Origin of the sequence: Collinsella sp. i06-0019-1H4, from assembly GCF_042849575.1 — a bacterium.
Taxonomy (GTDB): Bacteria; Actinomycetota; Coriobacteriia; order Coriobacteriales; family Coriobacteriaceae; genus Collinsella.
Window position 1 is genome coordinate 1,103,347 of record NZ_BAABYB010000001.1, and the last position, 14,918, is coordinate 1,118,264.

A 14,918-nucleotide genomic window follows, 5' to 3' on the forward strand; every position below is an offset into this window, starting at 1 on the left:
TACTGTTGGTGGAAAACGTTTTTGATTGACGCACGGGATGGCTATGGACGACCTTTTTTCTGCTTCGACGCGCGAGCGTTCCTTTCAGAATGCGCCGCTTGCGGTGCGCATGCGGCCCAATTCGCTCGACGAGTATGTGGGCCAGCAAAAGGCCGTCGGTAAGGGTTCGTGGTTGCGTGCCGCGATTGAGCACGACGTGCTGTCGAGTGTGATTTTGTATGGGCCGGCCGGTACGGGCAAGACGACGCTGGCACATATTATCGCCAACCATACTAAGAGCGAGTTTGTCGAGGTCAGCGCTGTGACGGGCACCGTAAAGGATCTTCGTCGCGTGATCGACGAGGCTAAGACGCGCCTGAATACGTACGACCGCCGCACCATTCTTTTTATCGATGAGATTCATCGCTTTTCCAAGTCGCAGCAGGATGCCCTGCTGCATGCAGTTGAGAACCGTACCGTCATTATGATTGGCGCCACGACGGAGAATCCGTACTTCGAGGTCAACTCGGCATTGCTCTCGCGCGGTCGCGTGGTGGAACTTGAGCATCTTAAAGACGAGGATATCGCCACGCTTATTGAGCGTGCGCTCGAGGCGCCGCAGGGTTTGAACGGTAAGTTCTCGGCCGATGAGGATACGGTTAAGACCATTTGCACACTGGCAGCGGGTGACGCTCGATCGGCGCTCACGACGCTTGAGCTTGCGAGCGAGATTGCCGTCACGCGCCCCGATACCGAGGGAACGCCCGCGCCGGCGGCGGGGGAGCGCTATCCCATCACTGTTGACGACGTGAAGATTGCCAATCCGCGCCGTGGCTTTTCGTACGACAAAAACGGTGACATGCACTACGACATCATCAGTGCGTTTATTAAGTCTATGCGCGGTAGCGACCCCGATGCCACGATTTATTGGCTCGCGCGCATGATTGACGCGGGGGAGGATCCTAAGTTTATCGCTCGTCGTATTATGATTCAGGCTTCTGAGGATGTTGGCAACGCCGACCCACAGGCGCTTTTGGTGGCGCATGCCGCGTTTAAGTCTGCCGAGGTCATTGGCTATCCCGAGTGCCGTATTAATCTGGCTCAGGCTGCTCTCTATGTGTGCTTGGCGCCTAAATCCAACGCGTGCGAGGCTTCGATCGATGCGGCGTTGGCCGATATCCATTCAAGTGGGCTCCGCGAGGTGCCGAGTTATCTGCGCGATCGTCATCGCCCGGGCAGCGACGAATACGGTGTGTATAAGTATCCGCATGATTATCCCGAAGGCTGGGTCGATCAGCGTTATTTGCCCGAGGGGTTGGAGCGCGGTGCGTTTTGGCAGCCTGCCGGCCGCGGCTGGGAAGAGTGGCGCGTAGAGCAAAGCGAGCGCGACCGTAGCGGCAATGCGCCCAAGTAGGTCATTGGCACCTCGCACATCCCCTTTGGGTATCTTTCCCCTTCTTTGGGGTACCATGAACAGCGTTTGTATTTCGATTCCTTCGGGAGGCTTGTATGAGTCCCATTCAAATCGCCCTGCTGCTGCTCGCCGTTGCCGGTGTGTGGGCTGTTATCGAGCTCGCGCTCACACTGCGAAAGACCCGCACCGTCGTTGATTCGCTCGATAAGACCGTGAGCGACCTTAACAACACCATCGCCGAGGCTCAGCCTGTGGTGGCAAAGCTCGATGGTGCCGTTGACGAGCTTACGCCCGCACTTGCCCAGATGGAGCCGCTGCTTAAGTCGAGCAAGACTGCCGTTGACGCCCTGACGTCCAACCTCGTTGAGGTTGAGGCGGTCGTTCGCGACATCTCTGAGGTCACGGGCACCATGGCCGAGGCAAGCAACGCTGTGTCGAGCGTGACTGATTCTGCTGCTGGCGCCGTGCAGAAGCTTTTCAATAAGGTGAAGGCTCCTGCAGCCGACGCCGATCGCAAGCTCGCCGCTGCCGCCACCGAGGCCGAGCAGCCTATCGAGCGCGTTCTGATTGGTGAGGCTGAGGACGAGGCCGCCGATGGTGCGGTTGCGGCTCAGAAGCCCGCAGCCAAGCCTGCTCAGTATTACACCTATACGCCCGCCGAGACCTCCGAGGAGTCCTGCGATGAGTAGCGAAGCAACTTGCCCCATCACGCTGACTGTTGCCGGGGATCCGCGTCTGGCGCGCCTTGTGCGCATGACGGCGGCAAATGTCGGTGCGCTGTGCTCTATGTCCGTCGATCGCATCGAGGATATCCGTATGGCTGCCGAGGAGGCCTTCATCTTTGGCTGCACGGCCGTTGATTCTGACGACATTTCGATCAAATTCGACGTCGACGAATCGCACGTGGGCATGACCTTTACCTTTGGTGACCAGGCGACTGTCGATGAGGATGATCAGGCTGCCGTGTATGCCGAGCTCATTCTGGCAAGCGTGTGCGATTCCTACGAAAAGACTGCGGCGCCCCTGACGCTTTCCCTCGACCTCAAGGCGGATATCTAATATGACCGAACGTTCCCGGAGCGGTAAGACCGCTTGGGACAAGGAGAAAACCCGCGAGCTGTTTCGTCGCTACAAAGAGACCGGTGATCCGGACGCACGTGAGCAGCTCGTCATGTCCCATATGAACCTGGTAAGGTTTCTTGCCAACAAATTTAAGAACCGCGGCGAGCCGCTCGACGACCTCATGCAGGTCGGCTATCTGGGTTTGCTCAAAGCTATCGACCGCTTTGACCCCGAGCGCGGACTCGAGTTCACGACGTTTGCCACGCCTACCATCCTGGGCGAGATTAAGCGTCACTTCCGTGATAAGGGCTGGAGCGTGCGCGTGCCGCGCCGTTTGCAGGAGCTTTCTGCCAAGGTCAACCAGGCCACCGACAAGCTCACCAATGAGTTGCAGCGCTCGCCTAAGGTTGAAGAAATCGCTGAGTACCTGGGTGTGACCGTCGACGAGGTGCTGGAGGCCATGGAATCGTCTTCGGCCTATACCTCGGTGCCCATCGAGGCTCCTGGCGCGTCCGATTCCGATGATGCCCCCTCGATTCTCGACCGCTATGCCGATGACGACAACGAGCTCGATTTTACCGATGACCGCCTGGTGATCGAGGAAGCCATCCGCGATTTCTCGCCGCGTGAGCGTGAGGTTATCGAGCTGCGCTTTGTGAAGGGCATGACCCAGATCGAGATCGCCAAGAAGCTGGGTATCTCGCAGGTGCAGGTTTCGCGCCTGCTGCGCCGTACCCTTAAGAAGATACAGGACAAGATCGACCCCGACGGAGTGATGGTTCGTTCATGATTGAGCACCCCCAACAAACCGACCGCACGCTGCGTGATACTCGTATTCTGACGCTTCGCATTTGGGCTGTCGTTGGCTGCATTGTCATCGCAGCCGTCATCTTTAACCTTATGGGTATCCTGGCGCCTGTTATCGAGTTTCTCGCTGTCGGTTCCATCATCGCTTTTGTGATGTCGCCGATCACTAACTGGCTCGAGCATCACGGCGTCGGTCGTGGCATCGGTTCGCTCATCGCGCTGATCGTGGTTGTGGCAGTGCTCGTCGGCGTCGTCTGCATCCTGTCGCCTATTTTGCTCGGTCAGATTATGGAAGTCCTGAGCCGTCTGCCTGAGCAGCTTCGCGTTGCGGGCGGTGATCTCAACGAGATGATTTCGCACGCTAAGACGCTCAACAACACGCCGCTCAAGGAGTACCTGGACGATAATCTGTCCTCGCTGGTTACTGTGGCGTCCAAGTACGTATCGCAAATCGCCGCTGAGCTCGGTCGCGGCGTGTTCCCGCTGATCACCAACACGGCCTCGCAGCTGTTCGTAATCTTCCTGGGTTTGGTGCTTGCCTACTGGCTTGCCTGCGATTATCCCCGTATGCACCACGAGGTCTGTACCATCATCGGACAGGAAAAAGAGACCTCGTACCGCTTTATGGTCGCGATTCTTTCGCGCTCGGTCGGCGGTTATATGCGCGGCATGGTCGTGACGTCCATCTGCGGTGGCATCCTCGCCTTTATCGGCTTTACGCTCATTGGCCATCCCTACGCGGCACTCATGGCCATCTTTACCGGCATCATGCACTTGGTCCCGGTTGTCGGTCCTTGGGTAAGCGCGGCGATCGCCACGGTGCTCGGCTTTATGTTCAGCCCCATGCTGGCGTTGTGGACGCTCGTTGTGACCATGGTGGCTCAAAACGTCACCGATAACGTCATTTCCCCCAAGGTCATGCAGAGTTCGGTGCAGGTGCATCCCATCATGAGCCTGACGGCCCTCGTTATTGGTTCGGCACTTATGGGTCCCATCGGCATGGTCATCGCCATTCCGCTGTGCGCGGCCCTCAAGGGCATTTTCGTCTACTACTTTGAGAACGAGACCGGTCGCCAGCTCGTGGCATACGACGGCGCTGTATTTAAGGGCACGCCATATCGCGATGCCGAGGGCAACCCGGTCGCCGCCTACGACGCGCTTGGAGACGATACGTTCATTTACGAGTCCGAGCTCATCGGCAACGAGACCGCGCCCGAGGCCCAGGCGATGCCCAAGCCCGAGCTCGAGAATCCCTGGATCAAGCTCTCGGGCCTGCAGCCCGATGCGACGAGCTTTTTCAAGAATCCCTTCGCCAAGGACGATGACTCCAACTCGGACGACGATACCAAAACCGGCATCGACGGCTCCATGGACGATTCGGATTCCAAATAGGCACCGCTAGCGTTTCTTGAAGTTGTAAATGACAAGAAACGCGAGCAAAGCGATTGATAAGGGGCCGGCTACATAGAAAAAGAGAACGTCAATTGCGCGTAGAGTGTAATAGGCTTTATCGCCGGACATTACTGCATACAATACGTAGCCAAATGCTGGTTGGTTTGCGTACCAGCAGGAGAAAGCCAAAAGCGCTAAAAGTGCTACAACCAGAAGTGCATTCAGGACAAATCGTTTGCTTTTCATCGATCGCTCCTTCCGGGTGAATCTTATATGTAATTATACAGTAGCCTTTTTCAAAGCATCGCATACTCCTAAATAACGTGCACTTTCGCTGTAGGGTCGGCTTTATGTTGGCCCTCTTTTTTGCACTTGCGCGGCGGGATGGTAATATCGTTACGTTTGAACTGTTTCGATGTGAAACCGAGGAGATTCCCTCTATGAGTGCTGACTACCCGTCAATGACTACGGCCGAGATCCGCTCCAAGTTCCTCAACTTCTTTGAGGAGCGCGGTCTTAAGCTCTATCCTTCTTCGTCCCTTGTTCCCGACGACCCCTCGCTGCTGCTTGCCAACGCCGGCATGAACCAGTTTAAGGAGTACTACCAGGGCAAGAAGGCCATGAAGGAGATCGGCGCGATCTCCTGCCAGAAGTGTGTCCGCACCAACGACATCGACTGCATCGGCGAGGACGGCCGTCACCTCTCGTTCTTTGAGATGCTCGGCGACTTCTCCTTTGGTGGCGTCTCCAAGCAGCAGGCTTGCGCTTGGGCCTTCGAGCTTATCACCAAGGAGTTCAAGCTGCCGCTCGACCGCCTGTACTTCACCGTCTTTACCGAGGACGACGAGACCCACGACGTGTGGCGCTCCCTGGGCGTTGCCGAGGATCACATCTCGCGCCTTGGCGAGGACGACAACTTCTGGGCCGCTGGCCCCACCGGTCCCTGCGGTCCGTGCTCCGAGATCTACTTTGACATGGGCGAGGAGGTCGGCTGCGGTAGCCCCGACTGCAAGCCCGGCTGCGACTGTGACCGCTTCCTTGAGTTCTGGAACCTCGTGTTTACCCAGTACGACCGCCAGGAGGACGGCTCCATGCCGGAGCTGCCGCACCGCAACCTCGATACGGGCATGGGTCTGGAGCGCATGGCCGCCATCATGCAGCACAAGACCGCCAACTACGACGGCGATCTGATGCAGCACCTCATCAAGCTCGGTGAGAAGATCAGCGGCAAGACCTATGACGCCGACGATTACTCCGGCGCCAGCCGCTCGCTGCGCATCATCGCCGATCACTCCCGTGCCGTCGACTTTATGATCTCGGACGGCATCCTGCCCGGTAACGAGGGCCGCGAGTACGTCCTTCGCCGCCTGCTCCGCCGCGCCGTGTTCCACGGTCGCCTGCTGGGCATCGAGGGCGCCTTCCTGACCAAGTTCATCGACGAGGTCAACGCTCAGATGGGCGAGGCCTATCCCGAGCTGCTCAAGAACGTCGCACTTGTCAAGGGTATCGTCGCCTCTGAGGAGGAGCGCTTCTCCACGACGCTCGACAACGGCCGCGTCTACCTGGACGAGGCCCTGGCTGCTCTTGCCGAGGGCGCCGTGCTTCCGGGCGAGGTCGCCTTTAAGCTGCACGATACCTTTGGTTTCCCCATCGACCTGACCGTTGAGATCGCGGGCGCCGCTGGCCATGACGTCGACATGGACGGCTTCACCGCTTGCATGGAGGACCAGAAGGCCCGCGCCCGTGCCAACGCCAAGGGCGATGCCTGGGGCAGCTTCAACGACGTGTGGGTCGAGCTTTCCGACAAGGTCGCTGCGACCGACTTTGACGGCTACGACAACGACGTTATCGAGGGCGCCAAGGTTGTCGCCATCGTGCGCAACGGCGAGTCCGTCGAGTCTGCCGCCGCGGGCGAGGACGTCGACGTCGTGCTCGACCGCACCCCGTTCTACGCCGAGATGGGCGGCCAGCAGGGCGACGCCGGCGAGCTTTCCGCCGAGGGCGTTGTTCTGACCGTTGCCGACACCAAGAACCACAACGGCCTGTATGCCCACGTCGCGCACGTTGCCGGGGGTACGCTGACCGTCGGTGCTACCGTGACCGCCGCGCTCGACGCCGAGCGCCGTGGTTTCCTGCGCCGCAACCACACCGCCACGCATCTGCTCGACGCTGCGCTTAAGCAGGTACTGGGCGAGCATGTCTCCCAGGCCGGCTCTCTGGTGACGCCCGAGCACCTGCGCTTTGACTTCACGCACTTCGAGGCCCTGTCTTCCGAGCAGCTCAAGGCTGTCGAGGACCTGGTTAACCAGCAGATTTTCGCTTCCAAGCCGGTCGTGACCCGTGTCATGGGCATCGACGAGGCCAAGGCCGCCGGTGCTGTCGCCCTCTTTGGCGAGAAATACGGCGACGTCGTCCGCGTCGTTTCCGTGGGCGCCGAGGACCAGCCGTTCTCCCGCGAGCTCTGCGGTGGTACGCATACTGCCAACACTGCCGAGATCGGCCTATTCAAGATTATCTCCGAGTCCTCCACGGGCTCGAACGTCCGCCGTATCGAGGCCGTTACCTCTAAGGGCGCCCTCGACTACATGGCCGACCGCCTGGCACTCGTTGACGCCGCTGCCGCTGCGCTCAAGTGCCGCGTTGACGAGGTTCCCGCTCGTGTGGAGAACCTGCAGGCCGAGCTGCGCGAGACGTCTAACAAGCTCAAGAAGGCGCTGACCGGTGGCTCCTCCGACGCTATCTCCAGCGCCATCGAGGGTGCCGTCGAGCTCGACGGCTATAAGCTCGTCGTCGCTGAGCTCCAGGGCCTTGAGGCCGCCGACCTGCGCAACGTTTGGGATACCGTGCACCAGAAGGTCGCCGGTCCCGTTGCCTGTGTTGTTGCCAGCGTGACCGAGAAGGGCACCCCGGCCCTGCTCGCCGCCGGCTCCGATGACGCCGTGAAGGCCGGTTTCCACGCCGGCAACGTGATCAAGCAGATCGCGGGTCTGGTCGATGGTCGCGGTGGCGGCCGTCCCAACATGGCCCAGGCCGGTGGCAAGAACGCTGCCGGTATCGCCGATGCCCTCGCGGCCGCCAAGACCGCGCTCGGCGCCTAAGTAGTCGCTGTGGTCGCGCTCGCGCTGGACATAGGGGAGACCAGGATCGGCATCGCCGTCTCGAGCCGTGATGGCAAGATGGCGATGCCCGTCAAGGTGCTTCCGGCCGCTGAGGTTACCGGTATGGCCAAGACGTTCCGTTACCTGGTCGAGGACTATGAGCCCGACATCTTGGTAAGCGGGCGTCCCCTGACCATGGCCGGCGAGCCTGGCCCCCAGGCCGAGCGCGTTGCCGCCATAGCGCAAAAGATTGCCGACGAGCTCGATCTTCCGCTGGAGTTTGAGGACGAGCGCCTGTCCTCGCAAGAGGCCAAGCGTATCCTGCGCGAGCAGGGACTCAACGAAAAGCAGATGAGGGGCAAGATCGACATGATCGCCGCCAGCCTGTTCTTGCAGACATGGCTCGATCGTAAAAACGAGGAGGTTTCGCATGTCTAGCGCTTTCGATCCGCGCCAGCCGAATCGTACACGACAGCCTGCGCCACGCCCTGTATCGTCCGGTCAGCGTCCGATGCAACCGACGCAGCGTTCGGCTCAACCTACTCGGCGTACTGCTCAACAGCCCGCCGCTCGTCCCGCGCAGCCCGCGGGCGGTTCCCGCTTTAAGCAGCAGGCTCCTGCCCAGCGTACGCAGGGACAGGCACCGCAATCACGCTCCCACGCACATCATACTCATGGCTCGCACGGCGTTGCTCCGGCTACGCGCTCGAGCTATAACACGCGCGCTCGCCGTGGTGCCCAAAAGAAAAGCTCCCCGGTGCCTATGATTATCGGTGGCGTCGTCGCCGTGCTTGCGCTTGTCGCGATCGTTTTCTTTGTCGTGCCAGCTGTCAAGGGCTTTTTTGCTGGTGAGGATGCGAAAGTCACTGCTGGCCAGCAGGTTACTATCACTATTCCCGATGGTGCCTCGGGTGACAGCATCGCTTCGATTCTCTCCGAGAACCATATTGTCGAGAATCCCAAGGATTACTATGCGGCGGTCAAAAAGCTCAACGCGGACATGTCGCTTAAACCTGGCACGTACTCGTTCACGACGCTGATGGATGCGACTAAGGTCGTCCAGCAGCTCATGGAGGGCCCCAATGCCGGCTCCGATGCGCTGACAATCCCCGAGGGCCTGACGGTCGACCAGGTTGCCGACCGCGTGGCCCAGGCCTACGACAGTATCTCCAAAGAGGACTTCCTCAACCAGGCGAAGGCCAGCAATTATGTGAACGACTATGCGTTCCTGAAAGGCGCTGCGAACGATTCGCTCGAGGGCTTCCTGTTCCCTAAGACCTACTCGTTGGGCAAGGACCCAAGTGCCGATGATGTCATCCGAGCCATGCTCGATCAGTTCAACACCGAGTATAAATCGCTCGACTTTGCCGGTTGCGAGGCCAAGATCAAGGAGCGCTACGGCGTGGAGATGTCCGATTACGATATCATCAATCTCGCTTCCATCGTTGAGCGCGAGGGCCTCAACGCCGAGCAGCGCGCGCATGTCGCCTCGGTGTTTTACAACCGTCTTGCCGGCAAGCTCGACGGTCTGCGCTACCTCAATAGCGATGCGACCATGATGTATGTCACCGGCGGCGAGGTTACCGCCGACGACCTTCAGAGCGATAGTCCGTACAACACCTATAAGCATGAGGGGCTGCCGCCCACGCCCATCTGCTCTCCGTCGCTCGAGGCGCTCAAGGCCACCCTTGAGCCCACCGACTCCGATGACCTGTATTTCTACATTACGCAGGACGAGGAGTATTTCTCGCAGACCTACGAAGAGCACCAACAGTCTTGGAATTAAACATGAGGATTTTCAGCCCCAAACGATATGTTGCCTCGGTCGACCGCATCGACCTCGATACCCTTTGGGCCGATGGCAAGCGCGCCATTCTGCTCGATCGCGACAACACCCTGGTGCCGCGTGATACCGAGCAGGTACCCACTGCGGTCTCCGCTTGGCTCGAGGCCGCCCATGCCAAGGGCTTTAAGCTGTGCATGGTGTCCAATAACTGGCATCGCGACCAGGTCATGGCGTCGGCGCGCGAGCTGGGGCTCGAGGCCATCAGCCATGCCATGAAGCCCGCCCCGTTTGCCCTGAAGGCGGGTCTTAAGCGCCTGGGGGCCACGGCCGACGAGGCCGTGCTGATCGGTGACCAGCTTTATACGGACGTGTGGGGCGGTAACTTTGCCGGCGTTGACACTATTCTGGTTAAGCCGCAGGCAACCCAGGACCTGTGGTACACGCAGATCTTCCGTATCTTTGAGCGCCGGGCCCTGCGCGACCTTCCCTGCGAGGAATAGGTTTCGCCATGTCTCAGCACATCAAACACGGCTGCGACCATATCTTCTTTATCGGCTTTTTGGGTGCGGGCAAGTCGACGCTTGCGCGCAACGTGGGCACGATGTTCAAGCGTCGATTCATCGATACCGATCGTTTGGTTGTGCGTCGATGCGGCAAGTCGGTGACCGAGATATTTGAGACCGAGGGCGAGGATCGTTTTCGCGAACTCGAGACCTCGGCACTCCGTTCGCTTCAAAGCGAGCGCAGCCTGCTGGTATCGTGCGGGGGTGGCATCGTCGAGACGCCGGTGAACATTGAGCTGATGCACAAGATGGGTACCTGTGTGTACCTCGAAGGCGACTTTGAGGATTCGTTGCGCCAGATCCGCCGCTCCGATACCCGGCCCGATTTCCGCTCACCCGAGCATGCTGCGCGCCTGTTTGAACATCGCCGTCCGCTGTATCGCCAGGCCGCCGATATTACCCTTGATATTCGCAACAAGTCCTTCGAGGACGTTTCCTACCTTTGTGCCGAGATGCTTTTGGAGCGTGGACTGCTATGATTCGCCGTCAACTTATCAATTTCCAAAACCGCAGTGTCGATGTCCGCGTCGGATTGGGCGCGTTCGAGGAGCTGTCGCGCATGTTTGCCTCGGCTGTGGGCAAACCCAAGCGGGCGATGGTGGTTTGGAACAGCGCCACATCCGAGCGTTTTGGCGAGGTTGTCGAGCATGCGCTGGTCGACGCCGGTTTTGCCGTGTCGCCGCTTGTCCTCGAGGTTTCGCCTGCCGGTGCTACGCTGGCCGATGCCGATACCGTTTTTGGCGCCCTGTCGGCTAACGGCATTACCTGCGACGATCTCGTTGTCGCTGTCGGTGACACGGCGACCTGCTCGGTCGTTTGCTGGTGCGCCAACCAGTGGTGCGGACGCACCGAGTGCGCCTTGCTGCCGACGACGTTCGACGCCATGCTCACGGTCGCGACGACCATGAAGCCACTCGTCGCCTCGTCGGCGAATGCGCTTCCCGCTATCGCGTTCCGTCCCGAGCCGGGCTTGGTCGTGTGTGACCTCGAACTTGTTCGCGAAGCGGACCCCGAGGACCTCAAGCTCGGTTATGCGGTACTTGTTGGCACCATGCTTTCGAGCAGCAAGTCCCGTTGGAATCAGTTTACCGAGACCGTCCCCGAGATTCTCGCTGGCGAGGAAGTCGCGCTCGTCAATGCCGTTCAGTGGTCTCAGACTGCCCGCAAGGACGTACTGATGGCCACGAACCCGAGCGCCCGCCATGCGCTCGATTTTGGCAAGACGGGGGAGCGTACCCTGCGCGCCTGCTTGGGCGATGCCGCTTCGCAGGTCCCCGCATACCAGCTCCTTTCCGAGGGTATGCGCTTTGAGGCGCGCCTAGCACATGATGCCTGCGACTTCGATATCGACTACGTGTTTGAGGTTGATGACTGCCTGGAGGACTTTGGTATCGAGGAGCTTGCCTTCGATCTGGAGCCTGCCGCATATATCGAGGAGTTCCGCAAGCAGCAGTTCGCCCGCTCGAACCGCAGCATGTTGCCGCTGCCCGCGGCACTTGGCGCCATTCGTCTAACGAGCGTTGAGGACGAGGTTCTTGAGCGCCATGCTCACGCCTACTTGGCTTCTCGCAAAGAACTTCTCTAAGTTTTATTGACATCCATCGTCTTTCGTATCATGTTGAGGTGCGGGTTTTCAATCGGTTGCGGATCGCGTGCGAATCCGTCTTTCGATTGGGACCCGTCCCGCTTTTATGAGGACAACAAGAAAGGAATCTGCATGTCTGAGTTTGCTGCCGGTCCTGCCGGTCGTATCGAACGCGTCCGTGCCCTGATGGCCGAGCGCGGCTACGACGCCATCGTCGTGCGCGACGAGGCCAATCTCCGTTGGCTCACGGGCGTGAAGGGCGTCTTCGATTACACCTTCGAGTTCCCTCACGCCGCGTTTATTACGGCCGATCAGTGCCTGTTCCACACCGACTCGCGCTATCTCAACAGTTTTGAGGAGAACACGCCCGCCGGCAGCCCCTGGGTCTACGACATGGACGAGGGCACCATCCCCGGCTGGGTCGCCGGCAAGATTGCGGTCAACAAATGCCGCGTCTGCGCCGTCGAGGATGACATGCAGATTAACTTCTACCAGGGTATTCAGCGTGGTCTGGAGGACCGCTCCGTTGCCTGCATGCTGCCGCTGATGCATGACGACATCCGCAAGATGCGTGCCATCAAGGATGCAGAGGAGATCGAGCTCATGCGCCACGCGCAGTCGATCACCGATGCTGCCTTCCAGCACATGCTCGGCTTTATTAAGCCCGGCATGACCGAGAAACAGGTCCGCAACGAGCTCGAGAACTTTATGTTCGCCAACGGCGCCGACAGCCTGGCCTTTGGCTCCATCGTCGCGAGCGGTCCCAACACCGCCAATCCGCATGCCGTCCCGAGCGACCGCGTGATCGAGAAGGGCGACTTTGTCCTCATGGATTACGGTGCGGGCTACTGCGACTACCGCTCCGACATGACGCGCACTGTCGTGATGGGCGAGCCCACCCAGGAGCAGCTCGACCTGTACGCGCTCGTGCGCCGCACCCATGAGGAGTGCGTCGCCGCCATCCATCCGGGCGTCGAGGGCAACGACATTTTCAAGCTTTCCAAGAAGATCATCGGCGATGCCGGCTATGGCGATTACTACAACCATGGTCTGGGCCACGGCGTGGGCATCGACATCCACGAGCTGCCTAACTTCAACCGTAGCAAGAATATCATCGAGGTCGGCTCGGTTATCACCATGGAGCCCGGCGTGTACCTGCCCGGCGTGGGCGGCGTTCGCCTGGAGGACTACGGCGTCGTCACCGAGAACGGCTATGAGCCCTTCACCAAGACCCCGCACGACCTGCATATTATCGATTGCTAAACCATCCATTTGGGTTTTTGGAGGCGGGGCGTCCGGATCGATTCGGGCGTCCCGCGTTCTCTTTTTATGCGCTCGCCGCAGCCGCCGTCTGCAAGTGTATAATTTCGCTCGTATGTAATTTGGACGTTTGTGCGTCTAGCCAATAACAAGAAAGGTCGCTATGCCTACTATCTCTACCGCCGACTTCAAGAACGGCCTCGGTCTCCGCATTAAGGACAAGGTCTACACCATCGTCGAGTTCCAGCACGTCAAGCCGGGCAAGGGCGGCGCTTTCGTGCGCTACAAGACCCGCGACATCAAGAGCGGCCGCGTCGTCGAGAACACCTGCAACGCCGGCACCAAGTTCGAGAGCGTCATGCTCACCACCCGTGAGTTCCAGTACCTCTACAACGACGGCGCCGACTACATCTTCATGGATAACGAGTCTTACGAGCAGGTTCCCGTTCCCGAGGACATGGTGGGCGAGAACGCCAAGTGGCTGCGCGAGAACGACACCTGCCAGTTGCTCTTCGCCGACGACGAGCTCATGGGCGTGACCCCGCCGATGTTCATCGAGACCACCATCGTCCAGACCGACCCGGGCTTTAAGGGCGACACCGTCCAGGGTTCCACCAAGCCGGCCACCATCGACACCGGCGCTGTCATCCAGGTCCCCATGTACCTCAACGAGGGCGAGGTCATCAAGGTTGACACCCGCGACGGCAAGTTCGTCTCCCGCGTCTAGCAACCGACTCTTCTAGGAGGACTCATGCCCCAGGAAATCAAGATTGACGGCATCGGCATTTCGCCCGATGTTCTGACCGCCATCGTCTCGCGCGCCGTCACGGATGTCGAGGGCATCGCCTCCGTGGGCGTCAAGGACCTTGCCACCAACCTTGTCTCCATGATGCTTTCGTCCAAGGCCCCGGCTTCCGAGCCGGCGGTCGAGGCCAAGGTCATCGGCGACAAGCTCGCACTTACCGTGCGCGTCGTGGTGTTCTTTGGCTATCCGTTCAAGAAACTCGCCGAGGCCGTTCGCGCCGCCGTGGTCGCCGCCATCGATGCCCAGGTGGGCGTCGAGGTCGAGCGCGTTGACGTTTGCATCGACGGCCTCGTTTTCCCCAAGGAGTAACCTTTGAGCCTTAAGGTTTATCGCGGGCGTACGCTTGCCCGCAGTCAGGCGCTGCAGCTGCTGTTCCAGGCCGAGGCCACGGACAGCCCGCTCGAGCGCGTCCTCGAGGGCGATTTCCTGATCTCGAAGGGTCCCCTCGACCCCTACGCGCTGGAGCTGTGCCGCGGTGCCTACGAGCACATCGACCGCATCGACTGCGCCCTGCGCTCCGTCGCCAAGAACTGGGATCTTATGCGCATGCCCGGTGCCGATCGCAATCTGCTGCGCATCGCCGTCTATGAGATGCGCTTCCTCACCGACGAGGAGGTCTCGGATGCCATCGTGATCAACGAGGCTGTCGAGCTTGCCAAGGCCTATGGCACCGACCAGTCCGCGTCGTTTGTCAACGGCGTGCTGGGCAAGATCGCTCGTAGCGAGGAGCTGCCGGGCGAGGACCTCTATCAGGAGCTACTGGCCGAGGACCGTGCCCGCGAGGAGGCCCAGGCCGCCGAGGCTGCCGCCAAGGTTGCCGCCGCTCAGGCTGCGGCCGGCGTTCTCGACGAGGATGCCGAGGTCGCCGAGGCCGAGACCGGTACCGTCAAGGAGTAGCCATGCCAGAGGGTTCCGTCCGCAACTTCGACGAGATCTCGAACCGCTTGGACCAGATTATCGCGACCGTTCGCTCCAAGGATACGTCCCTGGAGCGTTCGCTCGATCTGTTTGACGAGGCGATCGAGCTGGGCTCCCGTGCGGTCGATATGGTCGATAAGTTTGAGTTAACGCCTCGTGAGGCCGATAAGCTCGAGCAGGAATACGATGAGGATGCGGCAAACGAATCCCAGGATAGCCAGGCCGCGTCTCCGGATACGAATGGTTGAT

At 60.0% G+C, this 14,918-nt stretch carries 17 protein-coding genes; 16 read left to right on the forward strand and 1 reads right to left on the reverse strand.

Going from position 1 to position 14,918, the window contains the following annotated elements:
- Positions 1-43 precede the first annotated feature (43 nt).
- The 5 genes from ACGHEN_RS04720 to ACGHEN_RS04740 all read left to right on the forward strand — a co-directional run bounded on the left by ACGHEN_RS04720 (position 44) and on the right by ACGHEN_RS04740 (position 4,654).
- On the forward strand, positions 44-1,393 hold the full coding sequence (locus ACGHEN_RS04720) for a replication-associated recombination protein A (protein WP_118237456.1): 1,350 nt from the start codon (positions 44-46) through the stop codon (positions 1,391-1,393).
- A gap of 95 nt (positions 1,394-1,488) precedes the next feature.
- Positions 1,489-2,082: a hypothetical protein gene (locus tag ACGHEN_RS04725; protein ID WP_390397640.1), complete on the forward strand. Its 594-nt coding sequence runs from the start codon at positions 1,489-1,491 to the stop codon at positions 2,080-2,082.
- Entirely contained in the window at positions 2,075-2,452 is a 378-nt protein-coding gene (locus ACGHEN_RS04730) for a hypothetical protein (protein ID WP_022094590.1), read from the forward strand. The genes ACGHEN_RS04725 and ACGHEN_RS04730 overlap by 8 nt, the downstream gene beginning before the upstream one ends.
- Position 2,453: 1 nt before the next feature.
- Positions 2,454-3,245, forward strand: a complete 792-nt coding sequence (locus ACGHEN_RS04735) for an RNA polymerase sigma factor SigF (RefSeq protein ID WP_118237452.1) — start codon at positions 2,454-2,456, stop codon at positions 3,243-3,245.
- Positions 3,242-4,654, forward strand: a complete 1,413-nt coding sequence (locus ACGHEN_RS04740) for an AI-2E family transporter (protein ID WP_118237450.1) — start codon at positions 3,242-3,244, stop codon at positions 4,652-4,654. The genes ACGHEN_RS04735 and ACGHEN_RS04740 overlap by 4 nt, the downstream gene beginning before the upstream one ends.
- 6 nt (positions 4,655-4,660) lie before the next feature.
- Here the strand turns inward: ACGHEN_RS04740 and ACGHEN_RS04745 are convergent, their stop codons facing one another.
- Positions 4,661-4,900, reverse strand: a complete 240-nt coding sequence (locus tag ACGHEN_RS04745; RefSeq protein ID WP_118237448.1) for a hypothetical protein — start codon at positions 4,898-4,900, stop codon at positions 4,661-4,663.
- A gap of 194 nt (positions 4,901-5,094) precedes the next feature.
- On the opposite strand from ACGHEN_RS04745, the gene alaS reads away from it, so the two are divergent.
- From alaS to ACGHEN_RS04800, 11 genes are all read left to right on the forward strand, one after another.
- Complete coding sequence (gene alaS / locus ACGHEN_RS04750; RefSeq protein ID WP_390397644.1) at positions 5,095-7,752, forward strand: alanine--tRNA ligase; 2,658 nt, start codon at positions 5,095-5,097, stop codon at positions 7,750-7,752.
- Between the two features lie 9 nt (positions 7,753-7,761).
- On the forward strand, positions 7,762-8,190 hold the full coding sequence (gene ruvX / locus ACGHEN_RS04755; protein WP_118237444.1) for a Holliday junction resolvase RuvX: 429 nt from the start codon (positions 7,762-7,764) through the stop codon (positions 8,188-8,190).
- A 325-nt stretch (positions 8,191-8,515) separates the two neighbouring features.
- Complete coding sequence (gene mltG, locus ACGHEN_RS04760) at positions 8,516-9,538, forward strand: endolytic transglycosylase MltG (RefSeq protein ID WP_118237442.1); 1,023 nt, start codon at positions 8,516-8,518, stop codon at positions 9,536-9,538.
- 2 nt (positions 9,539-9,540) lie between these two features.
- Complete coding sequence (locus ACGHEN_RS04765; RefSeq protein WP_390397647.1) at positions 9,541-10,038, forward strand: YqeG family HAD IIIA-type phosphatase; 498 nt, start codon at positions 9,541-9,543, stop codon at positions 10,036-10,038.
- Between the two features lie 8 nt (positions 10,039-10,046).
- Positions 10,047-10,580, forward strand: a complete 534-nt coding sequence (locus ACGHEN_RS04770) for a shikimate kinase (protein WP_118237438.1) — start codon at positions 10,047-10,049, stop codon at positions 10,578-10,580.
- The gene (locus ACGHEN_RS04775; protein ID WP_390397650.1) at positions 10,577-11,686 is read left to right on the forward strand and encodes a hypothetical protein; all 1,110 of its coding nucleotides are present in this window, start codon (positions 10,577-10,579) and stop codon (positions 11,684-11,686) included. Before ACGHEN_RS04770 ends, ACGHEN_RS04775 begins: the two co-directional genes overlap by 4 nt.
- A 132-nt stretch (positions 11,687-11,818) precedes the next feature.
- Complete coding sequence (locus tag ACGHEN_RS04780; protein ID WP_390397653.1) at positions 11,819-12,949, forward strand: M24 family metallopeptidase; 1,131 nt, start codon at positions 11,819-11,821, stop codon at positions 12,947-12,949.
- Positions 12,950-13,109: 160 nt separating this feature from the next.
- Positions 13,110-13,673: an elongation factor P gene (gene efp, locus ACGHEN_RS04785; protein WP_117583455.1), complete on the forward strand. Its 564-nt coding sequence runs from the start codon at positions 13,110-13,112 to the stop codon at positions 13,671-13,673.
- 24 nt (positions 13,674-13,697) lie between these two features.
- Positions 13,698-14,060 carry an Asp23/Gls24 family envelope stress response protein gene (locus tag ACGHEN_RS04790; RefSeq protein ID WP_390397657.1) on the forward strand — a complete coding sequence of 121 codons (363 nt, stop codon included), beginning with the start codon at positions 13,698-13,700 and terminating at the stop codon, positions 14,058-14,060.
- Between the two features lie 3 nt (positions 14,061-14,063).
- Positions 14,064-14,648 (forward strand): transcription antitermination factor NusB, encoded by a 585-nt coding sequence (gene nusB / locus ACGHEN_RS04795; RefSeq protein ID WP_390397659.1) that lies wholly within the window; start codon positions 14,064-14,066, stop codon positions 14,646-14,648.
- 2 nt (positions 14,649-14,650) lie between these two features.
- Positions 14,651-14,917 carry an exodeoxyribonuclease VII small subunit gene (locus ACGHEN_RS04800; protein WP_390397661.1) on the forward strand — a complete coding sequence of 89 codons (267 nt, stop codon included), beginning with the start codon at positions 14,651-14,653 and terminating at the stop codon, positions 14,915-14,917.
- Position 14,918 lies beyond the last annotated feature (1 nt).

Excerpts from the sequence above, each read along its gene's own strand:
- ACGHEN_RS04765 (WP_390397647.1), top strand. The coding sequence starts at position 9,541 with ATGAGGATTTTCAGCCCCAAACGATATGTTGCCTCGGTCGACCGCATC.
- ACGHEN_RS04725 (WP_390397640.1), top strand. The coding sequence starts at position 1,489 with ATGAGTCCCATTCAAATCGCCCTGCTGCTGCTCGCCGTTGCCGGTGTG.
- ACGHEN_RS04790 (WP_390397657.1), top strand. The coding sequence starts at position 13,698 with ATGCCCCAGGAAATCAAGATTGACGGCATCGGCATTTCGCCCGATGTT.
- ACGHEN_RS04780 (WP_390397653.1), top strand. The coding sequence starts at position 11,819 with ATGTCTGAGTTTGCTGCCGGTCCTGCCGGTCGTATCGAACGCGTCCGT.
- mltG (WP_118237442.1), top strand. The coding sequence starts at position 8,516 with ATGATTATCGGTGGCGTCGTCGCCGTGCTTGCGCTTGTCGCGATCGTT.
- alaS (WP_390397644.1), top strand. The coding sequence starts at position 5,095 with ATGAGTGCTGACTACCCGTCAATGACTACGGCCGAGATCCGCTCCAAG.
- ACGHEN_RS04800 (WP_390397661.1), top strand. The coding sequence starts at position 14,651 with ATGCCAGAGGGTTCCGTCCGCAACTTCGACGAGATCTCGAACCGCTTG.
- ACGHEN_RS04735 (WP_118237452.1), top strand. The coding sequence starts at position 2,454 with ATGACCGAACGTTCCCGGAGCGGTAAGACCGCTTGGGACAAGGAGAAA.
- ACGHEN_RS04740 (WP_118237450.1), top strand. The coding sequence starts at position 3,242 with ATGATTGAGCACCCCCAACAAACCGACCGCACGCTGCGTGATACTCGT.
- ACGHEN_RS04720 (WP_118237456.1), top strand. The coding sequence starts at position 44 with ATGGACGACCTTTTTTCTGCTTCGACGCGCGAGCGTTCCTTTCAGAAT.
- ACGHEN_RS04745 (WP_118237448.1), bottom strand. The coding sequence starts at position 4,900 with ATGAAAAGCAAACGATTTGTCCTGAATGCACTTCTGGTTGTAGCACTT.
- ACGHEN_RS04770 (WP_118237438.1), top strand. The coding sequence starts at position 10,047 with ATGTCTCAGCACATCAAACACGGCTGCGACCATATCTTCTTTATCGGC.
- efp (WP_117583455.1), top strand. The coding sequence starts at position 13,110 with ATGCCTACTATCTCTACCGCCGACTTCAAGAACGGCCTCGGTCTCCGC.
- ACGHEN_RS04775 (WP_390397650.1), top strand. The coding sequence starts at position 10,577 with ATGATTCGCCGTCAACTTATCAATTTCCAAAACCGCAGTGTCGATGTC.
- ACGHEN_RS04730 (WP_022094590.1), top strand. The coding sequence starts at position 2,075 with ATGAGTAGCGAAGCAACTTGCCCCATCACGCTGACTGTTGCCGGGGAT.